31 protein-coding genes are annotated in these 26,118 nt (G+C 68.4%); 18 read left to right on the forward strand and 13 right to left on the reverse strand.

Translation table 11 applies throughout. From position 1 onward, the window contains the following. Positions 1-417: 417 nt before the first annotated feature. The 3 genes from RTW82_RS07445 to RTW82_RS07455 all read right to left on the reverse strand — a co-directional run bounded on the left by RTW82_RS07445 (position 418) and on the right by RTW82_RS07455 (position 2,307). A complete protein-coding gene (locus RTW82_RS07445; RefSeq protein WP_316924713.1) occupies positions 418-1,020 on the reverse strand; it encodes a flavin reductase family protein in 603 nt (200 codons plus the stop codon). 82 nt (positions 1,021-1,102) lie between these two features. Then, positions 1,103-1,744, reverse strand: coding sequence for a DUF1109 domain-containing protein (locus RTW82_RS07450; RefSeq protein ID WP_184488782.1), 642 nt, complete (start codon positions 1,742-1,744; stop codon positions 1,103-1,105). Next, entirely contained in the window at positions 1,741-2,307 is a 567-nt protein-coding gene (locus RTW82_RS07455; RefSeq protein WP_031287212.1) for a sigma-70 family RNA polymerase sigma factor, read from the reverse strand. The genes RTW82_RS07450 and RTW82_RS07455 overlap by 4 nt, the downstream gene beginning before the upstream one ends. A 202-nt stretch (positions 2,308-2,509) precedes the next feature. On the opposite strand from RTW82_RS07455, the gene RTW82_RS07460 reads away from it, so the two are divergent. Genes RTW82_RS07460 through RTW82_RS07475 form a run of 4 tightly spaced genes read left to right on the forward strand, consistent with a single transcriptional unit; the run spans position 2,510 to position 4,899 of the window. Then, entirely contained in the window at positions 2,510-2,782 is a 273-nt protein-coding gene (locus RTW82_RS07460) for a DUF2282 domain-containing protein (protein ID WP_021217973.1), read from the forward strand. A gap of 16 nt (positions 2,783-2,798) precedes the next feature. Then, positions 2,799-3,638, forward strand: a complete 840-nt coding sequence (locus tag RTW82_RS07465) for a DUF692 domain-containing protein (RefSeq protein ID WP_316924714.1) — start codon at positions 2,799-2,801, stop codon at positions 3,636-3,638. After that, entirely contained in the window at positions 3,635-4,420 is a 786-nt protein-coding gene (locus RTW82_RS07470) for a DNA-binding domain-containing protein (RefSeq protein WP_316924715.1), read from the forward strand. The genes RTW82_RS07465 and RTW82_RS07470 overlap by 4 nt, the downstream gene beginning before the upstream one ends. 14 nt (positions 4,421-4,434) lie before the next feature. Beyond that, complete coding sequence (locus tag RTW82_RS07475; RefSeq protein WP_316924716.1) at positions 4,435-4,899, forward strand: DoxX family protein; 465 nt, start codon at positions 4,435-4,437, stop codon at positions 4,897-4,899. Between the two features lie 12 nt (positions 4,900-4,911). Here RTW82_RS07475 and RTW82_RS07480 read toward each other — a convergent pair whose 3' ends face one another. Both RTW82_RS07480 and RTW82_RS07485 read right to left on the reverse strand, forming a co-directional pair. Continuing rightward, positions 4,912-5,508, reverse strand: a complete 597-nt coding sequence (locus tag RTW82_RS07480; protein WP_316924717.1) for a chalcone isomerase family protein — start codon at positions 5,506-5,508, stop codon at positions 4,912-4,914. A gap of 84 nt (positions 5,509-5,592) precedes the next feature. Beyond that, positions 5,593-6,492 (reverse strand): alpha/beta hydrolase, encoded by a 900-nt coding sequence (locus tag RTW82_RS07485; RefSeq protein ID WP_316924718.1) that lies wholly within the window; start codon positions 6,490-6,492, stop codon positions 5,593-5,595. A 123-nt stretch (positions 6,493-6,615) separates the two neighbouring features. On the opposite strand from RTW82_RS07485, the gene RTW82_RS07490 reads away from it, so the two are divergent. The 5 genes from RTW82_RS07490 to RTW82_RS07510 all read left to right on the forward strand — a co-directional run bounded on the left by RTW82_RS07490 (position 6,616) and on the right by RTW82_RS07510 (position 9,993). Continuing rightward, entirely contained in the window at positions 6,616-7,383 is a 768-nt protein-coding gene (locus RTW82_RS07490; RefSeq protein ID WP_316924719.1) for a DUF2092 domain-containing protein, read from the forward strand. A 102-nt stretch (positions 7,384-7,485) separates the two neighbouring features. After that, on the forward strand, positions 7,486-8,106 hold the full coding sequence (locus tag RTW82_RS07495) for a hypothetical protein (protein WP_316924720.1): 621 nt from the start codon (positions 7,486-7,488) through the stop codon (positions 8,104-8,106). 110 nt (positions 8,107-8,216) lie between these two features. Next, positions 8,217-8,840, forward strand: a complete 624-nt coding sequence (locus RTW82_RS07500) for a hypothetical protein (RefSeq protein ID WP_316924721.1) — start codon at positions 8,217-8,219, stop codon at positions 8,838-8,840. A gap of 147 nt (positions 8,841-8,987) precedes the next feature. Further along, the gene (locus tag RTW82_RS07505) at positions 8,988-9,422 is read left to right on the forward strand and encodes a hypothetical protein (protein ID WP_316924722.1); all 435 of its coding nucleotides are present in this window, start codon (positions 8,988-8,990) and stop codon (positions 9,420-9,422) included. A gap of 127 nt (positions 9,423-9,549) precedes the next feature. Next, positions 9,550-9,993 carry a hypothetical protein gene (locus RTW82_RS07510; protein WP_316924723.1) on the forward strand — a complete coding sequence of 148 codons (444 nt, stop codon included), beginning with the start codon at positions 9,550-9,552 and terminating at the stop codon, positions 9,991-9,993. Positions 9,994-10,076: 83 nt separating this feature from the next. On the opposite strand, the gene RTW82_RS07515 is transcribed toward RTW82_RS07510, so the two are convergent. The 3 genes from RTW82_RS07515 to RTW82_RS07525 form a co-directional block, all read right to left on the reverse strand. Further along, positions 10,077-10,508 (reverse strand): hypothetical protein, encoded by a 432-nt coding sequence (locus RTW82_RS07515; RefSeq protein ID WP_271658180.1) that lies wholly within the window; start codon positions 10,506-10,508, stop codon positions 10,077-10,079. Positions 10,509-10,518: 10 nt separating this feature from the next. Beyond that, positions 10,519-11,433: an alpha/beta fold hydrolase gene (locus RTW82_RS07520; protein WP_410478780.1), complete on the reverse strand. Its 915-nt coding sequence runs from the start codon at positions 11,431-11,433 to the stop codon at positions 10,519-10,521. Between the two features lie 86 nt (positions 11,434-11,519). Beyond that, positions 11,520-12,317 carry a crotonase/enoyl-CoA hydratase family protein gene (locus RTW82_RS07525; RefSeq protein WP_316924724.1) on the reverse strand — a complete coding sequence of 266 codons (798 nt, stop codon included), beginning with the start codon at positions 12,315-12,317 and terminating at the stop codon, positions 11,520-11,522. Positions 12,318-12,481: 164 nt separating this feature from the next. Here RTW82_RS07525 and RTW82_RS07530 point away from each other — a divergent pair, with 164 nt between their 5' ends. After that, positions 12,482-13,048, forward strand: a complete 567-nt coding sequence (locus RTW82_RS07530; protein WP_043244788.1) for a TetR/AcrR family transcriptional regulator — start codon at positions 12,482-12,484, stop codon at positions 13,046-13,048. 10 nt (positions 13,049-13,058) lie between these two features. Here the strand turns inward: RTW82_RS07530 and RTW82_RS07535 are convergent, their stop codons facing one another. After that, entirely contained in the window at positions 13,059-13,973 is a 915-nt protein-coding gene (locus tag RTW82_RS07535; protein ID WP_316924725.1) for a LysR family transcriptional regulator, read from the reverse strand. 157 nt (positions 13,974-14,130) lie between these two features. Here RTW82_RS07535 and RTW82_RS07540 point away from each other — a divergent pair, with 157 nt between their 5' ends. The 6 genes from RTW82_RS07540 (at position 14,131) to hppD (ending at position 20,054) form a co-directional block, all read left to right on the forward strand. Continuing rightward, positions 14,131-15,462 (forward strand): nucleobase:cation symporter-2 family protein, encoded by a 1,332-nt coding sequence (locus RTW82_RS07540; RefSeq protein WP_316924726.1) that lies wholly within the window; start codon positions 14,131-14,133, stop codon positions 15,460-15,462. Positions 15,463-15,506: 44 nt separating this feature from the next. Next, positions 15,507-16,013, forward strand: coding sequence for a nucleoside deaminase (locus RTW82_RS07545; RefSeq protein WP_184488792.1), 507 nt, complete (start codon positions 15,507-15,509; stop codon positions 16,011-16,013). Next, positions 16,010-16,366: a hydroxyisourate hydrolase gene (locus RTW82_RS07550; protein WP_316924727.1), complete on the forward strand. Its 357-nt coding sequence runs from the start codon at positions 16,010-16,012 to the stop codon at positions 16,364-16,366. Before RTW82_RS07545 ends, RTW82_RS07550 begins: the two co-directional genes overlap by 4 nt. 240 nt (positions 16,367-16,606) lie before the next feature. Further along, positions 16,607-17,920 carry an MFS transporter gene (locus RTW82_RS07555; protein ID WP_316924728.1) on the forward strand — a complete coding sequence of 438 codons (1,314 nt, stop codon included), beginning with the start codon at positions 16,607-16,609 and terminating at the stop codon, positions 17,918-17,920. A gap of 257 nt (positions 17,921-18,177) precedes the next feature. Beyond that, positions 18,178-18,813, forward strand: a complete 636-nt coding sequence (gene maiA, locus RTW82_RS07560) for a maleylacetoacetate isomerase (RefSeq protein ID WP_173180262.1) — start codon at positions 18,178-18,180, stop codon at positions 18,811-18,813. A 164-nt stretch (positions 18,814-18,977) separates the two neighbouring features. Continuing rightward, the gene (hppD, locus tag RTW82_RS07565) at positions 18,978-20,054 is read left to right on the forward strand and encodes a 4-hydroxyphenylpyruvate dioxygenase (protein ID WP_316924729.1); all 1,077 of its coding nucleotides are present in this window, start codon (positions 18,978-18,980) and stop codon (positions 20,052-20,054) included. A 167-nt stretch (positions 20,055-20,221) separates the two neighbouring features. On the opposite strand, the gene RTW82_RS07570 is transcribed toward hppD, so the two are convergent. Continuing rightward, complete coding sequence (locus RTW82_RS07570) at positions 20,222-21,010, reverse strand: IclR family transcriptional regulator (protein WP_316924730.1); 789 nt, start codon at positions 21,008-21,010, stop codon at positions 20,222-20,224. A 102-nt stretch (positions 21,011-21,112) separates the two neighbouring features. On the opposite strand from RTW82_RS07570, the gene hmgA reads away from it, so the two are divergent. Next, entirely contained in the window at positions 21,113-22,414 is a 1,302-nt protein-coding gene (gene hmgA, locus RTW82_RS07575; protein ID WP_316924731.1) for a homogentisate 1,2-dioxygenase, read from the forward strand. Positions 22,415-22,417: 3 nt separating this feature from the next. After that, on the forward strand, positions 22,418-23,713 hold the full coding sequence (gene fahA, locus RTW82_RS07580) for a fumarylacetoacetase (protein ID WP_316924732.1): 1,296 nt from the start codon (positions 22,418-22,420) through the stop codon (positions 23,711-23,713). A gap of 34 nt (positions 23,714-23,747) precedes the next feature. On the opposite strand, the gene RTW82_RS07585 is transcribed toward fahA, so the two are convergent. The 3 genes from RTW82_RS07585 to RTW82_RS07595 all read right to left on the reverse strand — a co-directional run bounded on the left by RTW82_RS07585 (position 23,748) and on the right by RTW82_RS07595 (position 26,024). After that, positions 23,748-24,362 carry a LysE family transporter gene (locus RTW82_RS07585; RefSeq protein WP_316924733.1) on the reverse strand — a complete coding sequence of 205 codons (615 nt, stop codon included), beginning with the start codon at positions 24,360-24,362 and terminating at the stop codon, positions 23,748-23,750. A 79-nt stretch (positions 24,363-24,441) separates the two neighbouring features. Next, positions 24,442-25,233, reverse strand: coding sequence for an AraC family transcriptional regulator (locus RTW82_RS07590; RefSeq protein ID WP_316924734.1), 792 nt, complete (start codon positions 25,231-25,233; stop codon positions 24,442-24,444). Between the two features lie 47 nt (positions 25,234-25,280). Continuing rightward, positions 25,281-26,024, reverse strand: a complete 744-nt coding sequence (locus RTW82_RS07595; RefSeq protein ID WP_316924735.1) for a sulfite exporter TauE/SafE family protein — start codon at positions 26,022-26,024, stop codon at positions 25,281-25,283. Positions 26,025-26,118 lie beyond the last annotated feature (94 nt).

The following is a 26,118-nucleotide window of genomic DNA, read 5'->3' on the forward strand; positions in this document are numbered from 1 at the left end:
CCGGGTGGGGCGTCTCCCCTTGCGGGAGCCCATTCATTCGCGAATGGGTTACCGCCTGCAGAAGATCTTTCGCGGCTGAAGCCGCTCCCACACAAGGTATCTCTCACCGCTGCCGTCTCTCGGGGCATCCATGCCGCTCGTCCCCCGGCGCAACGACTGCGTTCGGCCTCCTGGAGGGGCGTTGGCGGCTGCTCCAACTTTCTTCGTCCAGCGTATCGCCATGTGGTGCGCACGGGCTTTCGTAGGATGGTGTAGAGCGAAGCGAAACCCATGCGGTGGAGGTAGCACGAACCCTTGGGCGCCCGGAAAGGGCCGTGCTTGAGCACTGGCATTAAAGCCACAACAGCTAACGCCGACAGAGCCAATTCATTCGCGATGCCTTTTCGCGGTTGAAACCACATACCTGACGGGAAGCCCTCACCCCTTGAGCGGCAATTCCTTCCCGCCCACGCCCTCGCCTATCACCAGGTAATGCCCGCCCGCCACATGGTGCAGGGTGCGCAGGTCGTCATGCCCCTCGAAGTTCCAGCGGCCCTCGCTGAACACCCGCGCATCGGCCCAGGCGGCCACCACTTCGCCGAGGAACAGGTCGTAGCGCTCCTGGATGTGCGGCTCGGGCAGCAGACGGCATTCCAGCCAGGCCACACAGCCCTCCACCAGCGGTGCCTCGACCTGCTCGCCGGAAAAGGTGGCGATGCCGTAGGCGTCGAACTTGTCGTGCCCCGCCTCGTCCAGGGTCTGCCCGGAGCTGGAGCCGACCGTCTGCACCAGGTCGACCTGGCCGCGCGCCGGCACGTTGAGCACGAAGCTGCCGGAGGCTTCCAGCAGGCGGCGGGTCCAGGTGGACTTGTCGAGCACCACTGAGACCTTGGGCGGCTCGAAGTCCAGGGCCATCGCCCAGGCGGCCGCCATGACATTGCGCTTGCCGCCATGGGCCGCGCTGACCAGCACGGTGGGGCCGTGGTTGATCAGGCGATAGGCCTTGGCCAGGGGAACGGGACGGCGGTGATCGGCGGACATGGCAAGGCTCCGGAAGGCTGCGAAACGGGACGGCGCAGCCTGCACCAGCGCGGCGCTTCAGGGCAAGCCCGGCGAGGCCGGATCACCAGCGCAGCCAGCGGGGCCCCAGCAGCCAGCCGGCGAAGGTCGGCAGCGCCATGCCGAGCACGTACCAGACACCCCAGAACGGCACCGCCATCTCCGGGCAGTGCAGGCAATAGACCAGGGTCGCCAACGCCCCCGCGAGCAGGCCGCCAGCCGCCCCGGCCAGGCGCAACCGGGTAGGCGCCAGGCCACGGATGGCCCAGAGCACCGCGATGAACGCCGGCACCGAGAGCAAGGCGATGTTCAACGGACAGGTGCGCCAGGTAGTGCCCAGCACCTGCGCCAACCGGTCCCCGGCGGGCAGTGCCGCCAACAGCACCAGGCTTGCACCCCAGACCAGCGCCACGGGCACGCCGATGGCCGCCCAGCGCACGCCCACCGCCACGCCCGGCCTCGCCAGCCGGCCGCTGGCCCAGAGTGCCCCCAGCACCAGGGCCGCCGGCAACGCCACCTTGGCCCAGAACAGCGGAGTGGCGGCCACCTCGGCCAGGTCCTTGCGCACGCCGAACAGGCAGGCCATCAGCAGCAATGCACCCAGCAGGCCGCAGAACAGCGCCAGGGCGAAACGCCGCGCCGAAGGCGCCCGTGGCGGGGCCGGGTTGCCGGCAGCGAGCATGGAAATCAGGTCATCGGTCTTCATCGCTTACCTCGAATCATGTCCGCCAGGGCCTTGAGCCCGCGGTGTATGCCGACCTTGACGGCAGAGCTGGAAAGCCCGGTGAGCTGCGCGGTTTCCTCCACCGAGAGGCCCTCCAGCTTCACGTGGATGATCGGCAGCCGCTGCTTGTCGGGCAGTTGCTCGAGCAGGCGGCCCAGATCACGGCTGGCCTCGCCTGGCTGCGCGTCGGCCTCATCGAACAGGTCGTCCTCGTCCAGCGGGTCGTGCAGCGCCTCGCGCCGACCCCGAGCGCGGAAATAGTCGGCCAGCTTGTAGCGCGCGATGGCCTGCACCCAGGCCGTCACCGGCTGGTCGGCGCGGTAGGTGTGGCGAGCGTTGTGCACGGCCAGCAACACCTCCTGCACCAAGTCCTCGCAATCACTCGGCTGCTGCAGGCGACGCATCAGGAAGGCCCGCAGATGGGCGCCGAGCCGGCCGAGGAACTCCCGGTACGCGGCCGCCTCACCCGCCAGCCCCTTGAGCAGCAGGGCCTGCAATCCGGCTTCCCGTGCTTCGAGCGCCTCTTGGTCACTAGTTCGCTTCATCGACCGCCCTGGTTACACACCGGATGAAATTTTCCCGCCGCCGGCACCTGCCGGGGTTCGGGCGACACACGTTAGGGCGCGGCGAAAAAAATCTCAAAAAATTTTCAGTGGGCTGTAACCGAATGCCCGGTGCCGGCGAATTACCCATCGAGCTACCGGTGAAAGGCCGGTCGCCACCCTCAACGGACATTGGAGATACGACATGAACAACATCGCTCTCACCGCCGCTGCCCTGGCCCTCGCCACCCTCGCCGGCGGTGCCGTCGCCGCCGACGCCAAGCCCGGCGCCATGGAGAAGTGCTACGGCGTGGCCATGGCCGGGCAGAACGATTGCAAGGCCGGCGCCGGCACCAGCTGCGCGGGCACCTCGAAAAAGGACTACCAGGGCGACGCCTGGAAGAACGTCCCGGCCGGCACCTGCACCTCGATCAAGACGCCCAACGGCATGGGCTCGTTGACCCCGATCAAGTCCTGATCGCCGGCCGTCGACCATGGAACGCCATGCGCCGCTGGGCGCCGGACTGGGCCTCAAGCCCGAGCACTACGAACAGGCTCACGCCTGCACGGCGCCGGGGCTGTGGTTCGAGGTGCACCCGGAGAACTACATGGTCGACGGCGGCCCGCGCCTGGACTGGCTGCACGCCATAGGCGCGCGCCACCCGCTGTCGCTGCACGGGGTTTCGCTGTCCCTGGCAGCGGACTGCCCGCCCGACCCGGACCACCTGCGGCGCCTGCGCGCCCTGGCGGATCGGGTACAGCCGGCCCTGGTCTCCGAGCACCTCGCCTGGTCCACCTGGCGCGGCGTCTACAACCCGGACCTGCTGCCCTTCCCCCGCACCGAGGCGGCACTGGAGCGCATCACCGACAACATCGCCCGCACCCAGGACGCCCTGGGGCGGCGCATCGCCATCGAGAACCCCAGCCACTACCTGCGCATGAACGGCCACGAACGCCAGGAGATCGACTTCCTCGCCGAACTGAGCCGGCGCAGCGGTTGCGGATTGCTGCTGGACCTGAACAACGTGCAGGTCAGCGCGCACAACCTGGACTTCGACCCGGGCGCCTACGTGGACGCCTTCCCCGCCGAGGCCATCCTTGAACTGCACCTCGCCGGGCACAGCCGCGACGAAGGCGGCAGCGGGCTGCTGGTGGACTCCCACGACGCCCCCATCGACGCCGCAGTCTGGGCACTGTATCGGCGCCTGATCGCCCGCATCGGCCCGCGCCCGACCCTGATCGAACGCGACGACCGCATCCCCCCCTTCACCGAATTGCTGGCCGAGCGCGACATCGCCCAGGCCGTGCTGGACGGCCTGGAGCGACAAGCATGAGCCTCGACCTCGGCGCCTTCCAGGACGCCTTCATCGACGCCGCCCGTGGCAACCCCGGGGTACCGGACAGCGCAGAGCGGCGGCTGGTGGCCGAACTCGCCGGCCAGGCCGGTTTCGACCTCTACCGCAACACCCTGATGAAGGGCTGCGTGGACGCGCTGCGGGCCAACTTCCCGGCAGTGGAGCGCCTGGTGGGCGCCGACTGGTTCGGCGCGGCGGCGGCGCTGCATGTGCGCCAGTCGCCCCCGGCCTCGGTGCAGTTGCTCGACTACGGCCTTGGCTTCGCTGACTTCCTCGATGCCTTCGAGCCGGCCCGCGATCTGCCCTACCTGGGCGCGGTGGCGCGGCTGGACCGGCTCTGGGTCGAGGTGTTCGCCGCAGCGGAGCGGCCGTCTCTCGCGCTCGGCGCCATCGCCGACCTCGGCCCCGATGCGCTGGGCGCCCTGTGCCTGCGCCCACGACCGGCACTGCGCTGGCTCTGGTGCGCCGACATGCCGGCCTACAGCATCTGGCGCCACCAGCGCGAGGAGCGGCCCCTGCCCGACAGCCTGGAATGGCACGGCGAAGGCGCCCTGCTCGGCCGCAGCGGCGGCCAGGTGACCTGGCAGCCCCTGGGCCCGGGCGGCTGCACCTTCCTCGACGCCTGCGCCCGGGGCCTGACACTGGACGAGGCCAGCGGCCTGGCCCTGGCCGCCGACCCCACACTCGATTTCATCGACCTGCTCGGCCGCCTGCTGACGGCCGGCGCCTTCACTCCCCTGCTCGCCACGCGCGACACCTGACCGGAGCACCGCCCATGGATACCCCGCATGCCCAGCCGATCTCGGCCGGCCCCATCGCCCCCCGCAGCCTGGCCGCGCGGCTGCACGCTCTGCTCCCCGACGCGTTGCTGTTGCTGGTGGCGCGCCTGGGCATCGCCGGGGTGTTCTTCCTCTCCGGGCGCACCAAGGTGGAGGGTGTCCTGAGTATCACCGACAGCACCTACGAGCTGTTCCGCAGCGAATACGCGCTGCCCCTGCTGCCGCCGGAAGTGGCCGCGCACCTGGCCGCCTACGCCGAGCACCTGTTCCCGCTGCTGCTGGTGCTGGGCCTGTGCACCCGCCTCTCGGCCCTGGCGCTGCTGGGCATGACGCTGGTGATCCAGGTGTTCGTCTACCCCGACGCCTGGTCCACCCACCTCAGCTGGGCCGGGCTCCTGCTGCTGCTCGTCGGGCGCGGCGCGGGCGCCTGGTCGCTGGACTGCAGGCTGGGCCTGCGCTAAGGCAGGCGGCCGCTAGGGCTGCACGGGGCAGCAGCCGGTGACCACCGCCGTGCCCGGCTCGAAGGGTGAGCGCAGGCCGCCGAGCAGTTGCAGGCGCAGCTCGGGGTCCTGGGTGCGCGGGTCCAGCCAGATGCCGAAGAAGGTCCGCGCGAACAGCGGGTCGCGCACCTCATAGGGCGCGCGCCCTTCCACGTACAGGCGCCCGCCGACGCCGGGCAGGTAGACGCCGGTGATGCGCTGGCCGGGTTCGACATCGACGAAGGCGCGCTCCATCTCCTCTTGCCAGGCACCCAGCCGGGCCGCATCCACCGCCTCGCCGCCGAGGCGCTGCAGGTCGTCGAGGCTGGCTTCCACCAGGGTGTCGCGGCTGATGGTGCGCTGGTAGACCAGCTCCAGGGCGAAGGGTCGGTCCTCCCCCAGCACCGCGCCGGGGGCCCACAGCCTGGCGTCGTAGATATGGAAGCCGTAGGCGCTGAACTCGCCGCGGCCCACCACCTGCGCATCCGGCACAGCCTCGCGCCAGCCGTCGGCCAGGGCCTGTTGCAGGCCCAGCAGGCCGATGAACGCGACGACCAGCAGGCGGTACGGCGAAAGGGGATTCTGGCTCACGGGATGACGCCTCCTGGGAATGGATGCGGGCAGTGTGCTGCCGCCAGATTGCAATATTCCGTACGGGCCCTTCGCTTCGTCGGCTCAGCGCTGCAGCAGCTCCAGCACGGCAGCTACCGTGTCCTCCGGTGCTTCCTGGGGGATGTTGTGGCCGACACCGGGCAACAGGCGCCGGCGGTACGGGCCGCTGAAGTGCACGGCGTCGTCGTCCTCCTCCGGCGGTGGGCCGACGCCATCGTCCAGGCCGCTGAGGGCAATGCTCGGCACGCCGATGACCGGTTGCGCCGCCAGCTGCCGCTCGATGGCCTCCAGCGCCGGGTCGCCCGGTGCGTAGCCGTAGCGATGACGGTAGGAATGGATCACCACCTCGACGAAGTCCGGGTTGTCGAAGGCGTCGGCGCTGGCGGCATAGGTGGCCTCGTCGAAACGCCAGGTCGGTGACCACAGCTGCCAGAGCAGGCGACACAACGCCCGCCGGTTCGCCTCCAGCCCGAGGTGCCCGCGCGGCGTGTGGAAGTAGAACTGGTACCAATAGCGGAACTCCTGCTCGGGCGCGGCCGGTGTGCCGGAGACGGCGATGTTCTGGATGTTGTAGCCATCCCCCGTCACCAGCGCCCGCACCCGCTCCGGCCACAGCGCCGCGACGATGCAGGCGGCGCGCCCGCCCCAGTCGTAGCCCACCAGAGTGGCCCGGGGGATCGCCAGCGCGTCCATGAAGTCCAGCAGGTCCTGGCCCAGGGCCGCCTGCTGGCCGGAGCGCGGGGCGTCCCCGGCCAGGAAGCGCGTGGAGCCGTAGCCACGCAGGTGCGGCACCAGCACCCGCAGCCCCTCCTGGGCGGCCAGGGCCGCCGCCACGGCATCGTAGGCACGCGGCGAATAGGGGAAGCCGTGGAGCAGGATCACCACCTCATCCCCCGCGCCATGCTCTTCATAGGCCAGTTCCAGGCTGGCGGTGCGGACCTTGTGGATCTCCCTTGCGGTCATGCCGTGCTCCTTCATCGATGATCGGGACAGCTTAGCCAGCCGCCGCCGAACCGCCGGCCGGAACCAACTCCGCAGCCCTGGAACCTAACGACCATCGACATCCTCGCATCGAGGTCACCCGCCATGCCCGCCTCTCTCCAGCGCCCCTTGCTCGTCCTGGTCCTCGCCCTCGTCACCTGCACCGCCCTGGCTGCCGAGGAAGACGCCCCCGACCCAGGCGCCCTCGCCGCCCTGGTGAAGATGGGCGAACACCTGCGCGGCCTGCAGCAGTACGCCATAGACGCGGAAAGCGACAGCGATCAGTTGCTGGAAAACGGCCAGGCGCTGGTGGTGCATGCCCGCACCCAACTGCTGGTGAGCGCGCCGGACAAGCTGCGCGTGCAGGTGACGAGCACCGACTACCAGCGCAGCCTGTTCTACGACGGCCAGCAGTTCACCCTCTACGACAGCCGCCAGGGCTACTTCGGTCGGGAGGTGGCGCCCACCAGCCAGGAGGAACTGCTGGCCCTGCTGGGCGAGCGCTACGGCATCCAGCTGCCGCTGGCCGATCTCATCCACTGGGACCCGGACACCGCCCAGCGGGTGGGCATTGGCAGCGCGCTCCACGTCGGCACCGAGCAGGTCGGCGACCAGAGCTGCGAGCACTACGCCTACCGCCAGCCGGGCCTGGATTGGCAACTGTGGCTACGCCAGGGCAACGAGCCCCTGCCCTGCAAGATGGTGCTAACCCGCCTCGACCAACCCGAACGCCCCCGCCACAGCGTGACCTACCAGTGGGACACCCTGCCCATGGTCGGCCCCACCGACTTCGCTTTCACCCCGCCCGAAGGGGCGAAGCCGGTGCCGTTGCTGGAGTTGCAGGCGGAGGTAGGGGGAGGCTCGAAACCTTAGCGAGCAGTAGAAAAATTCCGTCGCACCAATGGACAGCACATAGTCGAGTCGGTAGCGTTCGCCCCGCTCGCGCCATCAGGGCGCCATGACAGGGAACGTCCCATGAAACCTATCTTCGCCTTGCTGCTGGCCACGCTGCTCGTCGGCTGCGGCACCCCCAACATTCGTAGCGATTACAAACTGAACGCCGCCAGCGGTGAAGGCCTGGTCATCGGTGCCCTGACCTACGATGGCGCGCTGGCCAAATACAACCTCGAGTACAAAAGAATGGAGGATGGCAAGGGCAACTACTTCACGGTAGGCAGCTCCATGTATCCGTCCTTTTCCAGGAGTGACTTTTCCAGCTACGGCTACAGCGGCGCCCTATTCGCCGCCTCGCTTCCCGCAGGGCATTACCTGATGACCAAGTGGGGCACTGGGAGTGGTGTGGTCAACAGTTCCGCCACTGCCTCCGATGTCGTTCCCTTCGAAGTCGTGGCAGGCAAAGCTACCTACCTAGGTACCTTCCACTTCGTTCCCGTCCGCAAGATCAGCCTCACCGTCGGCGCAAAGATCGTTCATACCGATAAGCACGAGCGCGACCTGGAAGTGTTCCGCAAGCTCTACCCGACACTGGCCGATGTTCAGATCGACTCGATCGAGATCCGCAACGGCCTTCTGGGGGAACCATCGCAGCACTCCATAACCGTTACGCCAGTGGTCCCCCTGCTTCCCATCAAATAGGCCCCACGCCTGAACCAGAGCCGGCGACCTGCAGGTGAACAGCCCTGGTGCAAGACGCTTACCTTTGCTAACAGCGCGTCTTATCAAAGTGCAACGACAAGGAACGTCCCATGAAGTACCTGCTCACCCTGCTGCTGGCCATCACCCTCGCGGGCTGCCAGAACAGCCCGTTCCAGCCCCAGGACATCCCCGCCGCCGGCCCTTATCGGCATGACGATACCGGCATCGTCTTCCCGACCACCTCCGGCATCTTCCTCCGCATCCAGATCATGCGCTTCGACGAGCGGGCCCGGCACATCATGGTCGGCTACAACTCCGAGCTGATCGCCCAGCCCGTCGTCTTCACCGCCTATGTCTACCCGGTGCCGCAGGTCAGCTCGATCGGCTCGCCGGCGGATGTCATCGCAGCGGCCCGGCACCAGCTGGTGCTCAACCACCAGCAACAGCAGAAGCAGGAAATCCTCGCCTTCCACAAGACCGGCAAGCTGGTCGGCGAGCAACCGGTGACCCTGGACTACCGGGGCCAGGCCATCCCCGGCCTGCGCGCGGACTTCGAATTCGTCGAGCCCTTCGCCGGCGAAGTGCAACCGATCCGCTCCTCGCTCTACCTGTTCGAGCTGGGCGACAGCCTGCTCAAGTTCCGCGTCTCCGCACCTGCATCGGTGGACAGCGAAGCGGCGGTCAAGGCGATGATTAAGGAGATTGCTGGCAGCTCGGCTGGACAGCCGCTCTGACCTCTTAAGGACGCATTCATGTATCGATACGCCTTTCCGGCCTGCCCCGTAGTGGGCAGCCAGGCCCCTGAGCCCTACAACCACTTTCTCTCGGGCGCGGTACCGCATAAATGCCGATCATGTGAGTCCTTGTTCGAAGGCGGGTGCGTGCGCAACTTCAACACTGTCGGCATGTACCAGACCCTCGATCACGGTGCTTGCCCCATCTTCGGCAGCACCGAACCGGTGGAGAGACTCGATGAGCGTTCGCGGCAACCTCTGTTCGTACCCAGCAAATGCACGGATTGCGAATACCTGAAGAACGACGAAATCAGGGGCTACATCTGCCTGTATCAGAAAGAGCTTTGGGGCTCGTTTCCTCGGCCCCTGGACTGGGGCGACTGGAAGCCCGAGTTCGATCCGATCGGCATCGAGGGCAAGGTCGTCACCACCGTGGAACTCCGGGCACTCATTGCCGACGGGCATACCGCTCGTGCCGTGGTAGAGCTCAAGCGGCTCTATCCTGGGCTTTCGACACACGCCGCCCTGTCATGCGTATCGATTTTCAAGGAGCGAATCGCGGCGAGTAACCAAGACTGTTGATCTCGATGCCCTAGTCCAGACTGCACATCGCTGCGTTGGGCTTCGTACCTCAGCCCAACCTACGACTGGAATTTTTGCGACCTGGGTCTAGGCTCGGCACTTCCGAAAACATCACAAGGAGCGATACGTGAAGGAATACAGACATGTCGTCATCGACAAGGCAGGCGTTGGTCTAGCAACCCTAAGACAGTCTCTGGACCAGGCCGGGTTGGAGACAGCCCAGCAGCGGGGCATTCAGCTGGCCACAGGCTCGGTCAGGCTCGAGCATCACTTGAACGTGTTCCTGTGGGACGACACCACTGCCGGCCAGAAGGGTTACATCAACCTCATCCTGGCGGGCAACTGCGTTGCGGTGAAGGTTCGCTGGACGACGCTGACCGAGCCGGGAATCATCTTCTCCGGCACCCTGCAGGGGGACAACGGGCACAACGGCCCGCCACAGGGAAAATCCACCAACGGAGCCTGGGCTTACAAAGGCAGCATTCCCCGCAATTACTGCTTCATCGAAGGGGTGGATACCGAGCAGACCCCAGGCTACGCAAAGTGGAAGTCCGGGACTGGTTGGCAGTAAGTCCCCGGTCTTAATGTCTATGCGTTGGGCTTCGTACCTCAGCCCAACCTACGGGGCGTAGCCCGGGCTTCAGCCCGGGAGCCTCAACGCATCAGCGCCAGGTAGACGCCGCAGGCCAGGGCCAGGAGCCCGGCGGGGATGGCCAGCAGGGAGATGCGGTCGATCTGCCGGGAAAGGCGGATCACGCCGCCGAGGTCATCGGCTTCGGCGGCGCTGCGGCGGCGCAGCACGGGGACCAGGCAGAGGGCGTTGCCGGCCACGGCCACCAGGCCCGCGACCACTTTCAAGGCATAGAGGCCGTCGAAGCGCACCGGCTCGATCAGCAGCAGCCCGGTGACCAGCGCCAGGCTGAAGGCCGGCATCTCGAAGAACAGGTCGATGCGCCGGTGCATCCGCGCGACGGTGAAGCCCTGGGCGCGGCTGGTGGCGCGCCCCTGCTCCAGCAGGAATTCGACCGCGACAACACCGAGCCAGAAGGCTACGGCGAACAGGTGGAGCTGCAGCAGCAGGGGCATGGCCATATCCTCAGCAGGGAGTGGGTTCGGGGTGCCTGGCACGGCGTTGCGGTGCGTGGGCCAGCAGCCATTTCAGGATGTCGTCCCAGAGCGGTTCGGAACCCGCGCGGAAATAGCCCATATGGCCGATGGGCTCGCCGCCCTGCGGGGGATGCAGGTCGCGCCGGGTCAGCGGGGCGTTGCTGTAGCCCTTGACGAAGGCGTCCCGCGAGCGCGGCGGTGCCCAGGGATCGTCCACCGAGGTGGCGAACACGCAGGGCGTGCGGACACTGGCGTAGAGCCCGGCGACATGGGCCATGCCGGGGTCGTCGAAGTAGTAGTGCGGGTGGCGGCACCAGCGCTTCCAGTCGCGGTACACACCCAGTGGCAGGTCGTCGCCCATGCCCAGCAGGCTCCAGGCCATGTAGCCCTTCCAGGCGACGATGGGCGGCAGCACCAGGCTCCACAGCAGGCGGGTCTTCAGGGCCTCGTCGCGGGGCATCCAGCCACTCCAGCCGGCGCCACTGCCGAGGCTGTAGCACGCGGCGAGGCGATCATGGTTGGGCAGCAGGCCGATGGCGTGCCCGCCGAAGGAATGCCCCACCCAGTACAGCGGCAGCGCGTCGGCGCCGAGCAGGTCCACTGCGGCAGCCAGGTCCTGGTAGGCCCAGTCGAGGTAGGCCATGTGGAAGCCCTTGAGCGTCGCCGGGGCGGATTCGCCGACGCCGCGGTAATCCAGGGTCAGTACGTTGAGCCCCTGCCACGCCGCATGCTCGGCGAAGCGTCGGTAGAAGCGCTGCTGCACACCCGTGGCGCCGGCCAGGAGCAGGTTGCCCCGGGCCTCGCCCGCTGCGTGGTAGCGGGTGGCGACCAGGGGGTAGCCGTCGCGTGCGGGCAGGTTGATCTTCTCCACGCGGATGCCCTGTTCGGGAAGGTGCTTGGTCATCGTCTCGTTCATGTTCCAGCTATTCATCTATCCAGCTATCCAGGTCGGGCCGGCGCCCGGGTGGCCGCCGACCGTTCAACCGCGCTTCAGCGGCCTGTGAAGACCGGTTCGCGCTTCTGCATCATCGCCATCACCCCTTCGCGCACGTCTTCGCTGCGGATCAGTCCGAACAGCAGTTCGTTCAGCTGCGAGAGTGCCGCGTCAGCGCCTTCGTCCCGCGCCTGGAAGGCGGACTGCAGCGTGGCGCGGATGGCCAGGGGCGCGGCCTTGGCGATGCGTTCGGCATATTCGATGGCCCGCGTCAGCGCCTGGCCCGGCTCGACCACCTCGGTGAGCAGGCGCATGCGCAGCGCCTCGGCGGCGTCGAAGGTTTCGCCGGTGAGCATGTAGCGCATGGCGTCGGTCCAGCCGGCGGCCTGGGTGAAGCGCACGGTGGAGCCGCCGGACGGCGGGATGCCGCGCAGCACCTCCAGATGGGCGAAACGGGCGTCGCGGGCGGCGATGGCGATATCGGCGTTGAGCACCAGCTCGATGCCCGCCGTCCAGCAGGTGCCTTCCACCGCGACCACCACCGGCTTGGTGCGGCGCGGCTTGGACACGCCCCAGGGGTCGATGCCCTCGCTGGGGTACTGGAAGCCGCCGGAGGCGAGCTTGGGCGTCAGCTCCAGCAGGTCGAGGCCGGCGGTGAAATGCTCGCCATGGGCGAAGAGCACGGCGCAGCGCATGGCCTCGTCACGCTCGTATTCGCCGATGGCGAGGGACAGGTCGGCGAGCATGGCGCTGTCGAAGGCATTGCGCTTGCCTGCCCGGTCCAGGCCGATCAGAAACAACGGGTCCCGCCGTTCCCGCGTGACGCGTCCCGCCCCGCTGTTGGCTTCGCTCATGAATAGTCTCCTGGGTGTCGATGGCTGTCTGGCGAAGGCTTCGCCAGTTACTTACCGTTTGTTCGGCCAGGAGAAACTAAACAAACATTTGGTAACCGTCAAATTGAGGTGGCGAGGCTTATGCCCTAGAATCAGCGGCCTTGATCGAGAGCAGGAAATCCACCGTGCGACCGCCAAAAATCTCCCGCGACGAACTCCTCCAGCACTGCGCCAACACCTTCAAGCGGCTGGGCTACCACGGCACCACCATGGATGCGCTGGCGACGGCGTGCGGGCTGACCAAGGCCTCGTTCTACCACCACTACCCGAACAAGGAATCGCTGCTGCGCGACGTGCTGGCCTGGACCCACGAGCGCATCGGCAAGGCGCTGTTCGCCATCGCCTTCGATGAAGAACTGGCGCCCCACGAGCGCCTGGCGAAGATCGGCCACAAGGCCGGCAAGCTGTTCCAGGACGATGCCATCGGCTGCCTGATGGCGGTGGTCGCGGTGGATGCGACCTACGGCAAGAGCGAGTTGATGGAGCCGATCCGCAGCTTCCTCGACGACTGGGCCGCCGCCTTCGCCAACCTCTACCGACCGAACTTCGGCGAGGCGCAGGCCGGCGAGCTGGGCCGCCAACTGGTGGCCGATTACGAAGGCGCCATCCTCCTCGCGCGCATCTACAACGCCCCCGCCTATATCGACGCCGTCACCCGCCGCGCGCTGCAACAGCTCCAGGCGCAGGGCTGACCCGCACGCGTCAGAGCGTGGTCGCCCTGCCCTGGCGGTCCAGCTCGAACACCTTGGTGCCCATCAACCGCTCGCGCAGCCAGCGTTGCGCCTGGCCACGGCCATGGCGGCGCTGCCAGAGCAGGTCGACCCCCACCAGCCAGTCGGTGTGGGGGTAGGCGGCGAGCTGCAACTCCACCAGTTCGCCGGCGACCAGCTCGCGCTGCACCAGTTGGCGCGGCAGGGTCGCCCAGCCGAGACCGGCCCGCACCATCTCCACCAGCGCCATGTAGCTCTCCGCTTGCCACAATCGCGTGGCGCGCAGGTATTCGCTGCTGGGCAGCTTGCTGGCGTGGGCGCTGAAGGCCAGCCGGCGATGGGCGTGCAGGTCGTCGAAGCTGACCTCCTCGCGCTGCGCCAGCGGGTGCCGGGGGTGGGTGACGTGGACCATGATCAGCTTGCCCAGCTGCTGGAATTCCAGCTCGCGCGGGTATTCCGGCTGGGAGAAGGCGATGCCCAGCTCCACCTCGCCGCGCTGCAGCATGCCGGCGACATCACCGTGGTGCGGGTGGCGGATGATCAGGTCGACATGGGGAAAGGCCTGCTCGAAGTCCCGCAGCACCGGCATCACCGTCGCGTAGGGCACCTCGATGGCCAGGGTCAGGCTGGGCTCGGTCTCCTCCGCCAGGCTGTCGGCATGCCCCTGCAAGGCCAGGCAACGCGCCAGCACCGCCTCGGCCTCCAGCTGCAGCTTGTGGCCACCGGCGGTGAGGGTGGGGATGCGCGTGGAGCGGTCGAACAGCTCCACACCCAGGTCGGTCTCCAGGTTGGCGATGGCCGCGCTGACGGTGGACTGGGTGCGCCCCAGGCGCCGGGCAGCGGCGGAGAAGGAACCGGCCTGCACCACGGCGACGAACACCTGGAGCTGATCAAGGGAAAAACGCATCGTCGTGCCCACCGCAACCATCGGAGTAAGCGATGGTTATTCATTTGTTCCATCGCCTTCAAGCCCCTGAAGATGCCCGCAAGCCAGCACTGCCTCCTCGAAACGCTGGGCAACCCGCCCCCAATAACAAAAACAGCTGCACCTCCAGGAGATACCCATGAGCCCCACCCATCCGGTCGACCAGCGACTCCCCATCCGGCAACTTCTGACCTTCGGCCTGCAACACGTCCTGGTGCTGTACGCCGGCGCCGTGGCCGTGCCGCTCATCCTCGGCAGCGCCCTGGGCCTGAGCAACGCGCAGATCGTCCTGCTGATCAACGCCAACCTGCTCACCTCGGGCATCGCCACGCTGATCCAGACCCTGGGCTTCTGGAAGTTCGGTGCGCGCCTGCCGCTGGTGCAGGCCTGTTCGTTCATCGCCCTGGCGCCGATGATCATGATCGGCAAGGAATACGGCTTGGCCCAGGTGTTCGGCGCGGTGATCGCCGCGGGGGTCATCACCATCGCCCTGGCACCGGTGTTCAGCCGCCTGCTGCGCTTCTTCCCGCCGGTGGTGATCGGCAGCCTGATCACCATCATCGGCATCTCGCTGATGCCCGCAGCGGCTATCTGGCTGGGCGGCGGCAACCCGGATGCCGCGGACTTCGGCGCGCCGGCCAACCTGCTGCTGGGGCTGGCCACGGCCGCCATCATCCTCGCGGTCTATGCGCGCTTCTCCGGCTTAATCGGCAACCTCAGCGTGCTCATCGGCCTGCTGCTGGGCAGCCTGCTGGCGGCGGCCTGCGGCATGACCGACTTCAGCCGCGTCGGCGAGGCGGCCTGGTTCGAACTCTCCGCCCCCATGGCCTTCGGCGTGCCGCAGTTCTCGCTGACGCCGATCCTGATCATGACCCTGGCGATGCTGGTGATCATGGCCGAGACCACCGGCAACTGCCTGGCCATCGGCCAACTCACCGGCCGCTCCGTGGATGCGCGCACCCTGGGCAACGCCTTCCGCGCCGACGGCCTGTCCACGGTGATCGGCGGCCTGTTCAACAGCTTCCCCTACAACGCCTTCACCCAGAACACCGGGCTGATCGCCCTCTCCCAGGTGAAGAGCCGCTTCGTGGTGGCCGCCGCCGGCGGGATCATGATCCTCATGGGCCTGTTCCCCAAGCTCGGCGCCCTGATCGCCGCCGTGCCGACCCCCGTGCTCGGCGGCGGCGCCATCGTGATGTTCGGCATGACCACGGTGGCGGGCATCCAGGAGCTCTCGCGGGTGCGCTTCGAAGGCACGCGCAATGCACTGGTGGTCGCCGTCTCGGTGAGCGTCGGCGTGCTGCCGATGTCCTTCCCCGCGCTCTTCGCCCATGCCCACGGCGCCCTGAAGCTGGTGCTGGAGAGCGGCATCTTCCTCGGCGCCATCACCGCCATCGTCCTCAACCTGCTGCTCAACGGCCGCGAGCCCGCCGAGCACACCGCGAGCGGCACCGCCGACCTCGCCGACTGACCTTTCTCTCGCGCCCTGCGCACCCACTGCCCAAGGAGTCACCCATGACCTTCACCCACCTGGTACCCGCCGGGGTCAGCGACCTCGACCTGGAACTGCTGCGCGAATCCATCCGCCTCTCGCAGGCGTCGCGCCAGCGCGGCCGCCACCCCTTCGCCGCCCTGGTGGCGGACCGCGACGGCAAGGTGATTGCCAGCGCCGGCAACAACTCGATGCCGCCGGAAGGCGACCCGACCCAGCACGCCGAACTGGTGGCGGTGGCCAAGGCCGCACGCCTGCTGAGCCCCGAGGCCCTGGCCGAATGCACCCTCTACACCAGCGCCGAACCCTGCTGCATGTGCGCCGGCGCGGTGTACTGGACCGGTGTCGGCCGGGTGGTCTATGCGCTGTCCGAGCACGCGCTGCTGGAGCTGACCGGCGCCCACCCGGAGAACCCCACCTTCTCCCTGCCCTGCCGCGAGGTGTTCGCCCGCGGCCAGCGCCAGGTGACGGTGCTGGGGCCGATGCTGGAGCAGGAGGCGGCGGCGCCCCACGAAGGGTTCTGGACGTGAAGGGCATTTCCATCCATGTCGTCGACGTCGCCAGCGGCTGCGTCGCCGACGGGCTGGCGCTGCAACTGGAGCGCCTCGACGGCGAACGCCGCGAGCTGATCCACGCCGGGCGCATCGGCGCGGACGGGCTGTTCGCCGGGCTCGCGGGCGAAACCGGCCGCTGCGTGCCGGGGGTCTACGAGGTCCGCCTGCAGGTGGCGGACTTCTACCGCGCCCGGGGCATGGCGCTGCCCGAGCCGGCCTTCCTCGACCTGCTGGTCTACCGCTTCGGCCTGGCCGACAGCGGGCAGCACTACCACCTGCCGTTCAAGCTCACCGCCTGGGGCGTCTCCTGCTTCCGCGGCGGCGCCTGAGCCTGCCAGCGCCGGCATTTCCGTGCTTGCGACCCTGCGCTGCAGGTACGGAAATGCCCGCCATCGTCCCAGTCGTACCGGCGCGGCAGGAACCAGGCAGGCGCGCGCCGGTGTCGCTGTCGGCTGGTTACGGGTCGCATCCGGGGGGCAAGGTCGCGGACAGGCTCGGTAGGTTGCCGGCAGGGGACGCCAAGGCCCAGGCTGGATGCGTCCGTGACCACCAGACGGCTCGGAGCGACCATGACCATCCAGGCTATTTCCCACACCACCTCGTCCGTCGATCCGGCGACCTTGCGCAAGGTCATCGCCGCGTCGGCCATCGGCAACTTCGTCGAGTGGTTCGACTTTGCCGTGTACGGCTTCCTCGCGGTGACCATCGCCGGCCTGTTCTTTCCGCCGGGCAACGCCTCCCTCGCGCTGCTGCAAACCTTCGCCGTGTTTGCCGTGTCGTTCGCCCTGCGCCCGCTGGGCGGGATCGTCTTCGGCATCCTCGGGGACAAGGTCGGGCGCAAGCGCATCCTGGCCATCACGGTGTTGCTGATGGCCGCGGCCACCACCCTGATCGGCCTCTTGCCGACCTATGCGCCCATCGGCCTGCTCGCCCCGCTGCTGCTGGCCCTGGCCCGCTGCATCCAGGGCTTTTCCGCCGGCGGGGAGTACGCCGGCGCCTGCGCGTTCGTCATGGAGCACGCGCCTCCCGAGCAGAAGGCCCGCTATGGCAGCTTCGTCCCGGTGTCGACGTTCATGGCCTTTGCCGCCGCCGGCATCGTGTTCGGCATGGGGCTGCTCCTGTCCGAGGCCCAGATGCAGGGCTGGGGCTGGCGCGTGCCCTTCCTGATCGCGGCGCCCCTGGGGCTGATCGGCCTGTACATGCGCCTGCACCTGGACGAGTCGCCGGCGTTCCGTGCCCTGGCGGCCGCCCCGCAGGCCGCCCACTCGCCGCTGAAGGAAACCCTGCAGGGGCACGGCCGCACGATCCTCTGCCTGTCGGCCTTCATTTCCGCCACTGCGCTGTCGTTCTATACGTTCACCACCTACCTCACCACCTACATGCAGGTGGTCGGCGGTGCCTCGCGGCCGACCGCCCTGCTCGCCAGCCTGATGGCCTTGCTGTTCGCCGCCTTGCTGTGCCCGCTGGTGGGACGCTATTCGGACTGGGTCGGGCGTCGGCGCACCATCGCCACGGGGTGCGCCTGCCTGATCATCGCGGTCTACCCCGCCTTCGTGCTGGCAGCGTCGGGCAGCCTGCTGGCCGCGGCGCTGGGGGCGATGCTGCTGGCGGTGGGTGCAGTGGTCTGTGGCGTGGTGACGGCCGTGCTGCTGTCCGAACAGTTCCCGACGCAGGTGCGCTACACCGCCTCGGCATTTACCTACAACCTGGCGTACACGGTCTTCGGGGGCACCGCACCACTGGTGGCGACCTGGCTGATCGAGCAGACCGGCGACCGCCTGTCACCGGCCCTCTACCTGATCGCCATTGCGCTGCTGGCGCTGGCCGGTGGCCTGGCACTGCCGGAGTCGTCCCGACGCTCCCTGGACTACCAGCCGGAATGACAGCCGCCGCGCCCCGGCACAGGCCGACGGCGCTCGGCCCCGTGGGCCCGCGCACGGGGCAGGCGCCCTGTCGCTGCCCGGCGGCGGAACATCCCGCCCGCCCGGGGACTCGAACGTGCGGATGCCCGGGCGGGCGGATTATTCGAACGTCGGGCTTGCCGCAGCGTCAAAAATTACGCAGAGTGTAAATAGATTATGAAAACAACAGCGTCAGCGGTGAGCCTGCCGACCGACGCGCTGCCCTGCGAGTGCCTGCCATGGACCTGTACACCTACTACCGCTCCACGTCGTCCTACCGCGTGCGCATCGCGCTCGCGCTGAAGGGGCTGGAGGTCCGGCACGTACCGGTCAACCTGATCCGCGACGGCGGCGAGCACCATCAGCCGGCCTACCGCGCGATCAACCCCCAGGGCCGCGTCCCCGCCCTGCGCACCGACTCCGGCGAGGTGCTGATCCAGTCACCCGCCATCATCGAATACCTCGAAGAAACCCACCCGCAGCCGCCCCTGCTGCCGGGCGATGCGCTGCAGCGCGCACGCCAGCGCCAGGTCGCCGCACTGATCGGCTGCGACATCCACCCGCTGCACAACGTCGCGGTGCTCAACCGCCTGCGCAAGATGGGCACCGACGAGGACGGCGTGAACGCCTGGATCGGCCACTGGATCAGCGAAGGCCTGGCCGCCGTCGAAGCACTGATCGGCGACGACGGCTTCTGCTTCGGCGCCCAGCCGGGCCTGGCGGATGTCTATCTGCTGCCCCAGCTCTACGCCGCCCGACGCTTTGCCGTGGACCTGGCGAGCTACCCGCGTATTCTCAGGGTCGAGCGCCTGGCCCTTGAACACCCGGCCTTCCGCACCGCCCACCCGGACGCCCAGGCCGACAAGCCGGCCTGAGGAGCGCACATGCAGACCCTCGGTTTCAAAGTCACCATCGGCGATTTTCTCGCCCGCAGCGTGCGCGGAGTCTCCTGCGCGCCGCCATCGCACGCCTGAATCGCCGCCGTACCGACTTTCATCCGATTCAGGCGCCGCCGCGCGCCACTGCAAGGAGCCATGACATGGCCGACATCTTTGAAAACCCCATGGGCCTGATGGGCTTCGAATTCATCGAGCTGGCATCGCCCGTGCCGAACCTGCTGGAACCGATCTTCGCCAGCATGGGCTTCACCAAGGTGGCCACCCACCGCTCCAAGGACGTGCACCTGTATCGCCAGGGCGAGATCAACCTGATCCTCAACAACGAGCCCAAGAGCCTCGCGTCCTATTTCGCCGCCGAACACGGCCCGTCCGTATGCGGCATGGCCTTCCGCGTGAAGAACGCGCACCAGGCCTACGCCCGTGCCCTGGAGCTGGGCGCCCAGCCGATCGAGATCCCCACCGGCCCGATGGAATTGCGCCTGCCGGCGATCAAGGGCATCGGCGGCGCGCCGCTGTACCTGATCGACCGCTTCGGCGAGGGCTCGTCCATCTACGACATCGACTTCGAGTTCATCGAAGGCGTGGACCGCAACCCCAGGGGCGCGGGACTGAAGATCATCGACCACCTGACCCACAACGTGTACCGCGGCCGCATGGCGTACTGGGCGGACTTCTACGAGAAGCTGTTCAACTTCCGCGAGATCCGCTACTTCGACATCAAGGGTGAGTACACCGGCCTGACCTCCAAGGCCATGACCGCGCCGGACGGCATGATCCGCATCCCGCTCAACGAGGAGTCTTCCAAGGGCGCCGGGCAGATCGAGGAATTCCTCATGCAGTTCAACGGCGAGGGCATCCAGCACGTGGCCTTCCTCACCGACGACCTGGTCAAGACCTGGGACGCGCTCAAAGCACTGGGCATGCGCTTCATGACCGCGCCGCCGACCACCTACTACGAGATGCTCGAAGGGCGCATCCCCAACCACGGCGAACCGGTGGAGCAGCTGCAGAGCCGCGGCATCCTGCTCGACGGCTCCGCCGATGCGAACGACCGCCGCCTGCTGCTGCAGATCTTCTCGGAGACCCTGATGGGCCCGGTGTTCTTCGAGTTCATCCAGCGCAAGGGCGACGATGGCTTCGGCGAAGGCAACTTCAAGGCACTGTTCGAATCCATCGAACGCGACCAGATCCGCCGGGGCGTGCTCGCCACCGAGTGAGTCACCGCCGCAACGAAAAAGCCCGCATCAGCGGGCTTTTTCATGGGCATCACCCGCGACTCCAGAATGGGTAAGGCGGCATCCGGCGAGCTCTGCGAACTACCACCGCACAGCGCCAACCGCATGGGTTTCGCTTCGCTCTACCCATCCTACGGACCAGGTCACGGTCAGGCCGGGCGAACACCCGCCATGCGTGCGGTGATGGATTCGGCCGCCTGCTTCAGCAGCTGCGCCGCACGGCCGCTGGCTTCGGCCTGGAAGCCACTGGCGGCACCGACCACGGTGATCACCCCGGCGATCTGCTCGCCCACGGCGAATACCGGCGCGGAGAGCGCGTTCACCCCCGGCATCAGCAGCCCATGCACGTGGTGCAGGCCGCTGGCGCGGATCTCGGCGATCTGCTTGCGCAGCGCCTTGGCGTCGGGCACGCCGGGCAGGCCGGCCTCCTCCTCGCGCAGCGGCGCGGTCTCGGGGTCAGGCAGGTAGCTGGCGAACACCAGGCCGGTGGAGGAGCCCAGCAATGGCAGCACCGAACCCACGCGGGTAACCAGGGTCACCGCGCGCAGCGGTTGCTCGACATGCACCACGGTCGGCCCCTTGTTGCCCCAGACGGCGAGGAAGCAGGTTTCGTTGAGCGCATCGCGCAGCTCCGACAGCTGCGGCGTGGCGGCCCGCACCACATCGAGCCGGCCGATGGCGGCGAGGCCGACGAACAGCGCCTCCGGCCCCAGGCCGTAGTGGTTGGTGGCCACGTCCTGCTCGGCGAAGCCGCTGGCGATCAGCGCCTGCAGGTAGCGGTGGACCTTGGCCGCCGGCATGCCGACGTGCTCGGCCAGGCGAGACAGGGAGGTGGCCGGCGCCAGGTCGGCGAGCCCCTTGAGAATCTCGGTGCCGACTTCGGCCGCCTGTACTTTCTGCCGCTTGGGCGCCTCGGCGTCGTCCCGTTGGATGGCCATCTACTACCTCGGTTGGCAATGGAGGCGCTGTTATAGCTTGACCCTCTCAGGCTTTCAAATTACGTTATCCGTAATTCAATTACAAAAAACACAGAGGTTCTCATGAGCTCCTCGCTGCCCCCCACCGCCCTCGCCTATCAATCCGGCTTCAACAACCAGTTCGCCAGCGAAGCCCTGCCGGGCGCCCTGCCCGTCGGGCAGAACTCGCCGCAGTGCGCGCCCTATGGCCTCTATGCCGAGCAGTTCTCCGGCACCGCCTTCACCGTCTCCCGCGCCGAGGCCCGCCGCACCTGGCTATACCGCATCCGCCCGTCCGCCGCGCACCCGCGCTTCCAGCGCCTGGAGCGGCAGATCCCCGGTCGCCACCTGGGGCCGATCGACCCCAACCGCCTGCGCTGGAATGCCCATGACATCCCCGCCGAGCGCACCGATTTCATCGATGGCCTGCTGACCATCGCCGCCACCACCGATGCCGAGCAGGCCTCCGGCGTCAGCGTGCACGTCTACCGCGCCAACGCCTCGATGCAGCGTGCCTTCCTCAATGCCGACGGCGAATGGCTGATCGTCCCCGAACAGGGCCGCCTGCGCCTGGTCACCGAGCTGGGGCTGCTGGACGTTGAGCCCCTGGAGATCGCGGTGATCCCCCGTGGCATGAAGTTCCGCGTCGAACTGCTGGACGACAGCGCCCGTGGCTACATCTGCGAGAACCACGGCGCCGCGCTGCGCATCCCGGACCTGGGCCCCATCGGCAGCAACGGCCTGGCCAACCCGCGCGACTTCCTCGCCCCGGTGGCCCACTACGAGGACAGCGACGCGCCCGTGACCCTGGTGCAGAAGTTCCTCGGCGAGCTCTGGGCCGCCGAACTGGACCACTCGCCCCTGGACGTGGTCGCCTGGCACGGCAACAACGTGCCCTACAAGTACGACCTGCGCCTGTTCAACACCATCGGCACGGTCAGCTACGACCATCCGGACCCGTCGATCTTCACCGTGCTGACCTCCCCGGGCGACTTCCCGGGCATGGCCAACGTCGACTTCGTGATCTTCCCGCCGCGCTGGATGGTGGCCGAGAAGACCTTCCGCCCGCCGTGGTTCCACCGCAACCTGATGAACGAGTTCATGGGCCTGATCCAGGGCGCCTACGACGCCAAGGCCGGCGGCTTCACCCCCGGCGGCGCCTCGCTGCACAACTGCATGAGCGCCCACGGCCCGGACAACGCCAGCACCACCGCCGCCATCGCCGCGGAACTCAAGCCGCACAAGCTCGATCACACCATGGCGTTCATGTTCGAAACCGGCCGCGTGCTGCGCCCCACCCGCTACGCCCTGGAGTGCCCGCAGCTGCAGAACGACTACGATGCCTGCTGGAACGGCATGGCCAAGACCTTCAACGGCAGGAACTGACCGATGACCCAGAATGACAACCGCCGCAGCTGGATAGCCTCGGCCAACGAACACCCCGACTTCCCCCTGCAGAACCTGCCCCTGGGCATCTTCAGCCCGGTGGGCGGCACCCCGCGCGGCGGCGTCGCCATCGGCGAGCAGGTCTTCGACCTCAAGGTCGCCACCACCACCGGCCTGTTCGAAGGTGAAGCGGCCGACGCAGCACGCGTCGCCGCCGGGGAAGACCTCAACGCCTTCTTCGCCCTGGGCGCCAACGCCCGCCGCGCCCTGCGCCGCCAGCTGCAGGACCTGCTCGCCGAAGGCAGCCCCGCCCAGGCCCGCCTGGAAGCCTTGGGCGCCGAGCTGCTGCCGGCCGCCGCCGACTGCCAGCTGCACCTGCCGGCGCGCATCGGCGACTACACCGACTTCTACGTGGGCATCCACCACGCCAACAACGTCGGCCGCCTGTTCCGCCCGGACAACCCGCTGCTGCCCAACTACAAGTACGTGCCCATCGGCTACCACGGCCGCGCGTCCACCGTGTGCGTGTCCGGCACCCCGGTGCACCGCCCCAACGGCCAGACCCTGCCGCCGGGCGCCGAGGTGCCGAACTTCGGCCCCAGCAAGCGCCTGGACTACGAACTGGAGCTGGGCATCTGGATCGGCCAGGGCAACGCCATGGGCGACGCCATCGCCATCGGCGAGGCGGAGCAGCACATCGCCGGCTACTGCCTGCTCAACGACTGGTCCGCGCGTGACCTGCAGGCCTGGGAATACCAGCCGCTGGGGCCCTTCCTGGCGAAGAACTTCGCCACCAGCGTGTCGCCCTGGGTGGTGACAGCCGAGGCCCTGGAGCCCTTCCGCACCGCCCAGCCGGCACGCCCGGAAGGCGACCCGCAGCCGCTGCCCTACCTGCTGGACGCCAACGACCAGGCCCATGGCGCCTTCGACATCCAGCTGGAGGTGCTGCTGCAGACCGCCGCCATGCGCGAGCGCGGCCAGCAGCCACAACGCCTGGCCCTGAGCAACACCCAGCACATGTACTGGACCGTGGCGCAGCTGGTGGCGCACCACTCGGTGGGCGGCTGCAAGCTGCAACCGGGCGACCTGTTCGGCTCCGGCACCCTGTCCGGCCCGGAAGCCGACGCCTTCGGCAGCCTGCTGGAGACCACCTTCGGCGGCAAGCAGCCGCTGTCCCTGGCCAGCGGCGAGCAGCGCACCTTCCTGGAAAGCGGTGACGAGGTGATCCTGCGCGCCTGGTGCGAGGGCGAAGGCCGGGTGCGCATCGGCTTCGGCGAGTGCCGCGGCCGGGTGCTCTGAGTTTCAACGCGGGCCCTCTCGGGCCCGCGCCTGTTCAGGCCAGCCCGCGCAGGGCCAGGGCCGCCATCCCCAACAGCAATATTCCGCACAGCCCGTGGCTGACCCGATGCCAGGTCGGCGAGCTGTTGCGCCGCAGCCAGTCCACCAGCGCCGCACAGAGGAAGCAGCAGGCCAGCGAGGCGGTCATGAAGCCGGCGAAGAACACGCCGGTCTGGGCCAGGTCCGGCGCACCGCCGACGATGCCCGCCATGGCGGTACCCAGGGCGCCCCAGTAGACGATGTTCTTAGGATTGGTCAGCGAGATCGCCGCGCCGGTGAGCAGTGCACCGCGATCCTCATGCTCGGTCGCCTCCCCCTCCTCCGGCAGTTGCCAGGCATCGCGCAGGCTGCGCAGCCCGAGCCAGGCCAGGTAGGCCGCGCAGGCCAGGGTCAACGGCAGGCGCACCTGGTCCTGGCCCAGCAGCAGGGTCAGCCCCGCCAGGCCGAGCACCGCCCAGACCGCGTCGCCCACCAGGGAACCGAATTGCACCAGCAGCGCCGGGCGGAAGCCATGCAGCAGCCCACGGCGCAGGGTTTCGGCGAGCACGGCGCCGGGGGACAGGCAGAAGACCACGCCGAAGACGAAGGCCGAGCAGAACAGCAGGAGCATGCAAACCTCGAACGATGCAGGGGAGCGGATGGGCGCATTCTGCCCGGCCCCGCGCCCATGGACTTGAACAGGATTGCACTCAGGCGTTGAGCAGGCGCTTCATCTCGCCGGGGGTGATGCCGTAGGCGGCACGGAAATGGCGGTTGAGGTGGCTCTGGTCGGCGAACCCCAGGGCGTGCGCGGCATCGGTGGCCGACCAGCCCGCGCGCAGCAGGCCACGCGCGCGGCGGGTGCGCAGTTGCATGGCCCATTGCCGGGGGCTGAGGCCGGTGTGTTTCTGGAAGGCACGCAACAGGTGGAACTTGCACAGGCCCAGCTCGGTGGCCAGTTCGTCGAGGCTCGGGCTGTCCTGCAGCCGCTCGGCCAGCAGTTCCTGCACCCGCGCCATCGGTCCCACGCCTACCGTCGCCGCATCCGGCAGGGGCCCGGCGGTGCGCTGCACCAGGTGCCCGAGCCACAGCAGCAGGCGCTCTTCCGCGCGTTCGCGCACCAGGGTGTCGCCACCCAGCGCCCGCTCCACCGCATCGGCCAGGCTGGCGGCGAGGTCGGGCTGGTGGCTGCAGGCCTGCTGGAACTCCACCCGCGCCAGGCCCAGGTCATCGGCCAGTTGCTCGGCGGTGACGTAGAGGCCGACATAGCGCCAGGGCTCGCCCTCCTTCACCCCGCCGCCCTGGATCTGCCCCGGGTTGTAGAGGGTGATGTCGCCCGCGCCGGCGCGGAAGCTGCGCCGGTCCAGCCACACCTGCTCCTCGCCCACCAGGTTCACGCCGATGACACATTCGTCGTGGCTGTGCTTGGCGAAGGCGTGGCCGCTGCCGCTGTTGCTGGCGATTTCCAGGCGGCCGAGGAAGGCCTGTCGGCTGTGGAGCATGGTGGGAACTCGGGATCGGGAGGCGCCGAGCATAACGCCCCGGCGATTCAGCCGGCCAGGGCCATCGCCCCGCGCAGCAGCGAATGCGCCCCCAGGCCCAGCAGGCCGAGGAAGAACAGCCGGCGGAACATGGCCTCGCTCAGGCGCCGGCGGATGCGCTGGCCGATCTCCAGGCCCAGCAGCGCCGGCAGCAGCATCAGCCAGGTGAGGCCGAGGTCCAGGCTCTGGCTGCCACCGTGGATGAACAGGCCCAGGCCCAGCGCCAGGGTGGAGACGGTGAAGGACAGCCCCAGGGCCTGGATCAGCGCCTCCCGCGGCAACCCCAGGGCCTGCAGGTAGGGCACCGCCGGGATCACGAAGACCCCGGTAAGCCCCGTCACCAGGCCGGTGAGCAGCCCCGCCAGCGCAGACCAGGCGCCTTCGCGGCTCTTCGGGGCCGGCGGGCGGATGGACAGCAGCCCGAGCGCGCCGTAGGCCAGCAGGCAGGCCCCGAGCGCGACGGGAATCCAGGGGCTGGCGGACTCCACCAGCCAGCGCGTGGTCACCAGGGTGCCCAGGGTCAGCGTCAGCAGCAGCGGCCACAGGCGACGCAGCAACGGCAACAGGGCCGGGCCGGCGAACAGCTGCCAGAGGTTGGTCAGAAGCGAAGGCACGAGCAGCAACGCGGAGGCCTCGCCTGGCGTCATCGCCACCGCCAGCAGGCCCATCGCCACGGTGGGCAGGCCCATGCCGAGCACGCCCTTGACCAGGCCGGCGAGCAGGAAAACCAGGGCACTGAAAAGCAGCAGCATATCGATCACCACACAGAAGGATGGCTTTAGCTTGCGCGATGCCGTGGCAGGGCTGAATCTGTGATTCCCGAGCCCAGGCTACGCCCTGGACGAA

The organism is Pseudomonas sp. zfem005 (assembly GCF_032621735.1).
GTDB lineage: Bacteria > Pseudomonadota > Gammaproteobacteria > Pseudomonadales > Pseudomonadaceae > Metapseudomonas > Metapseudomonas solani.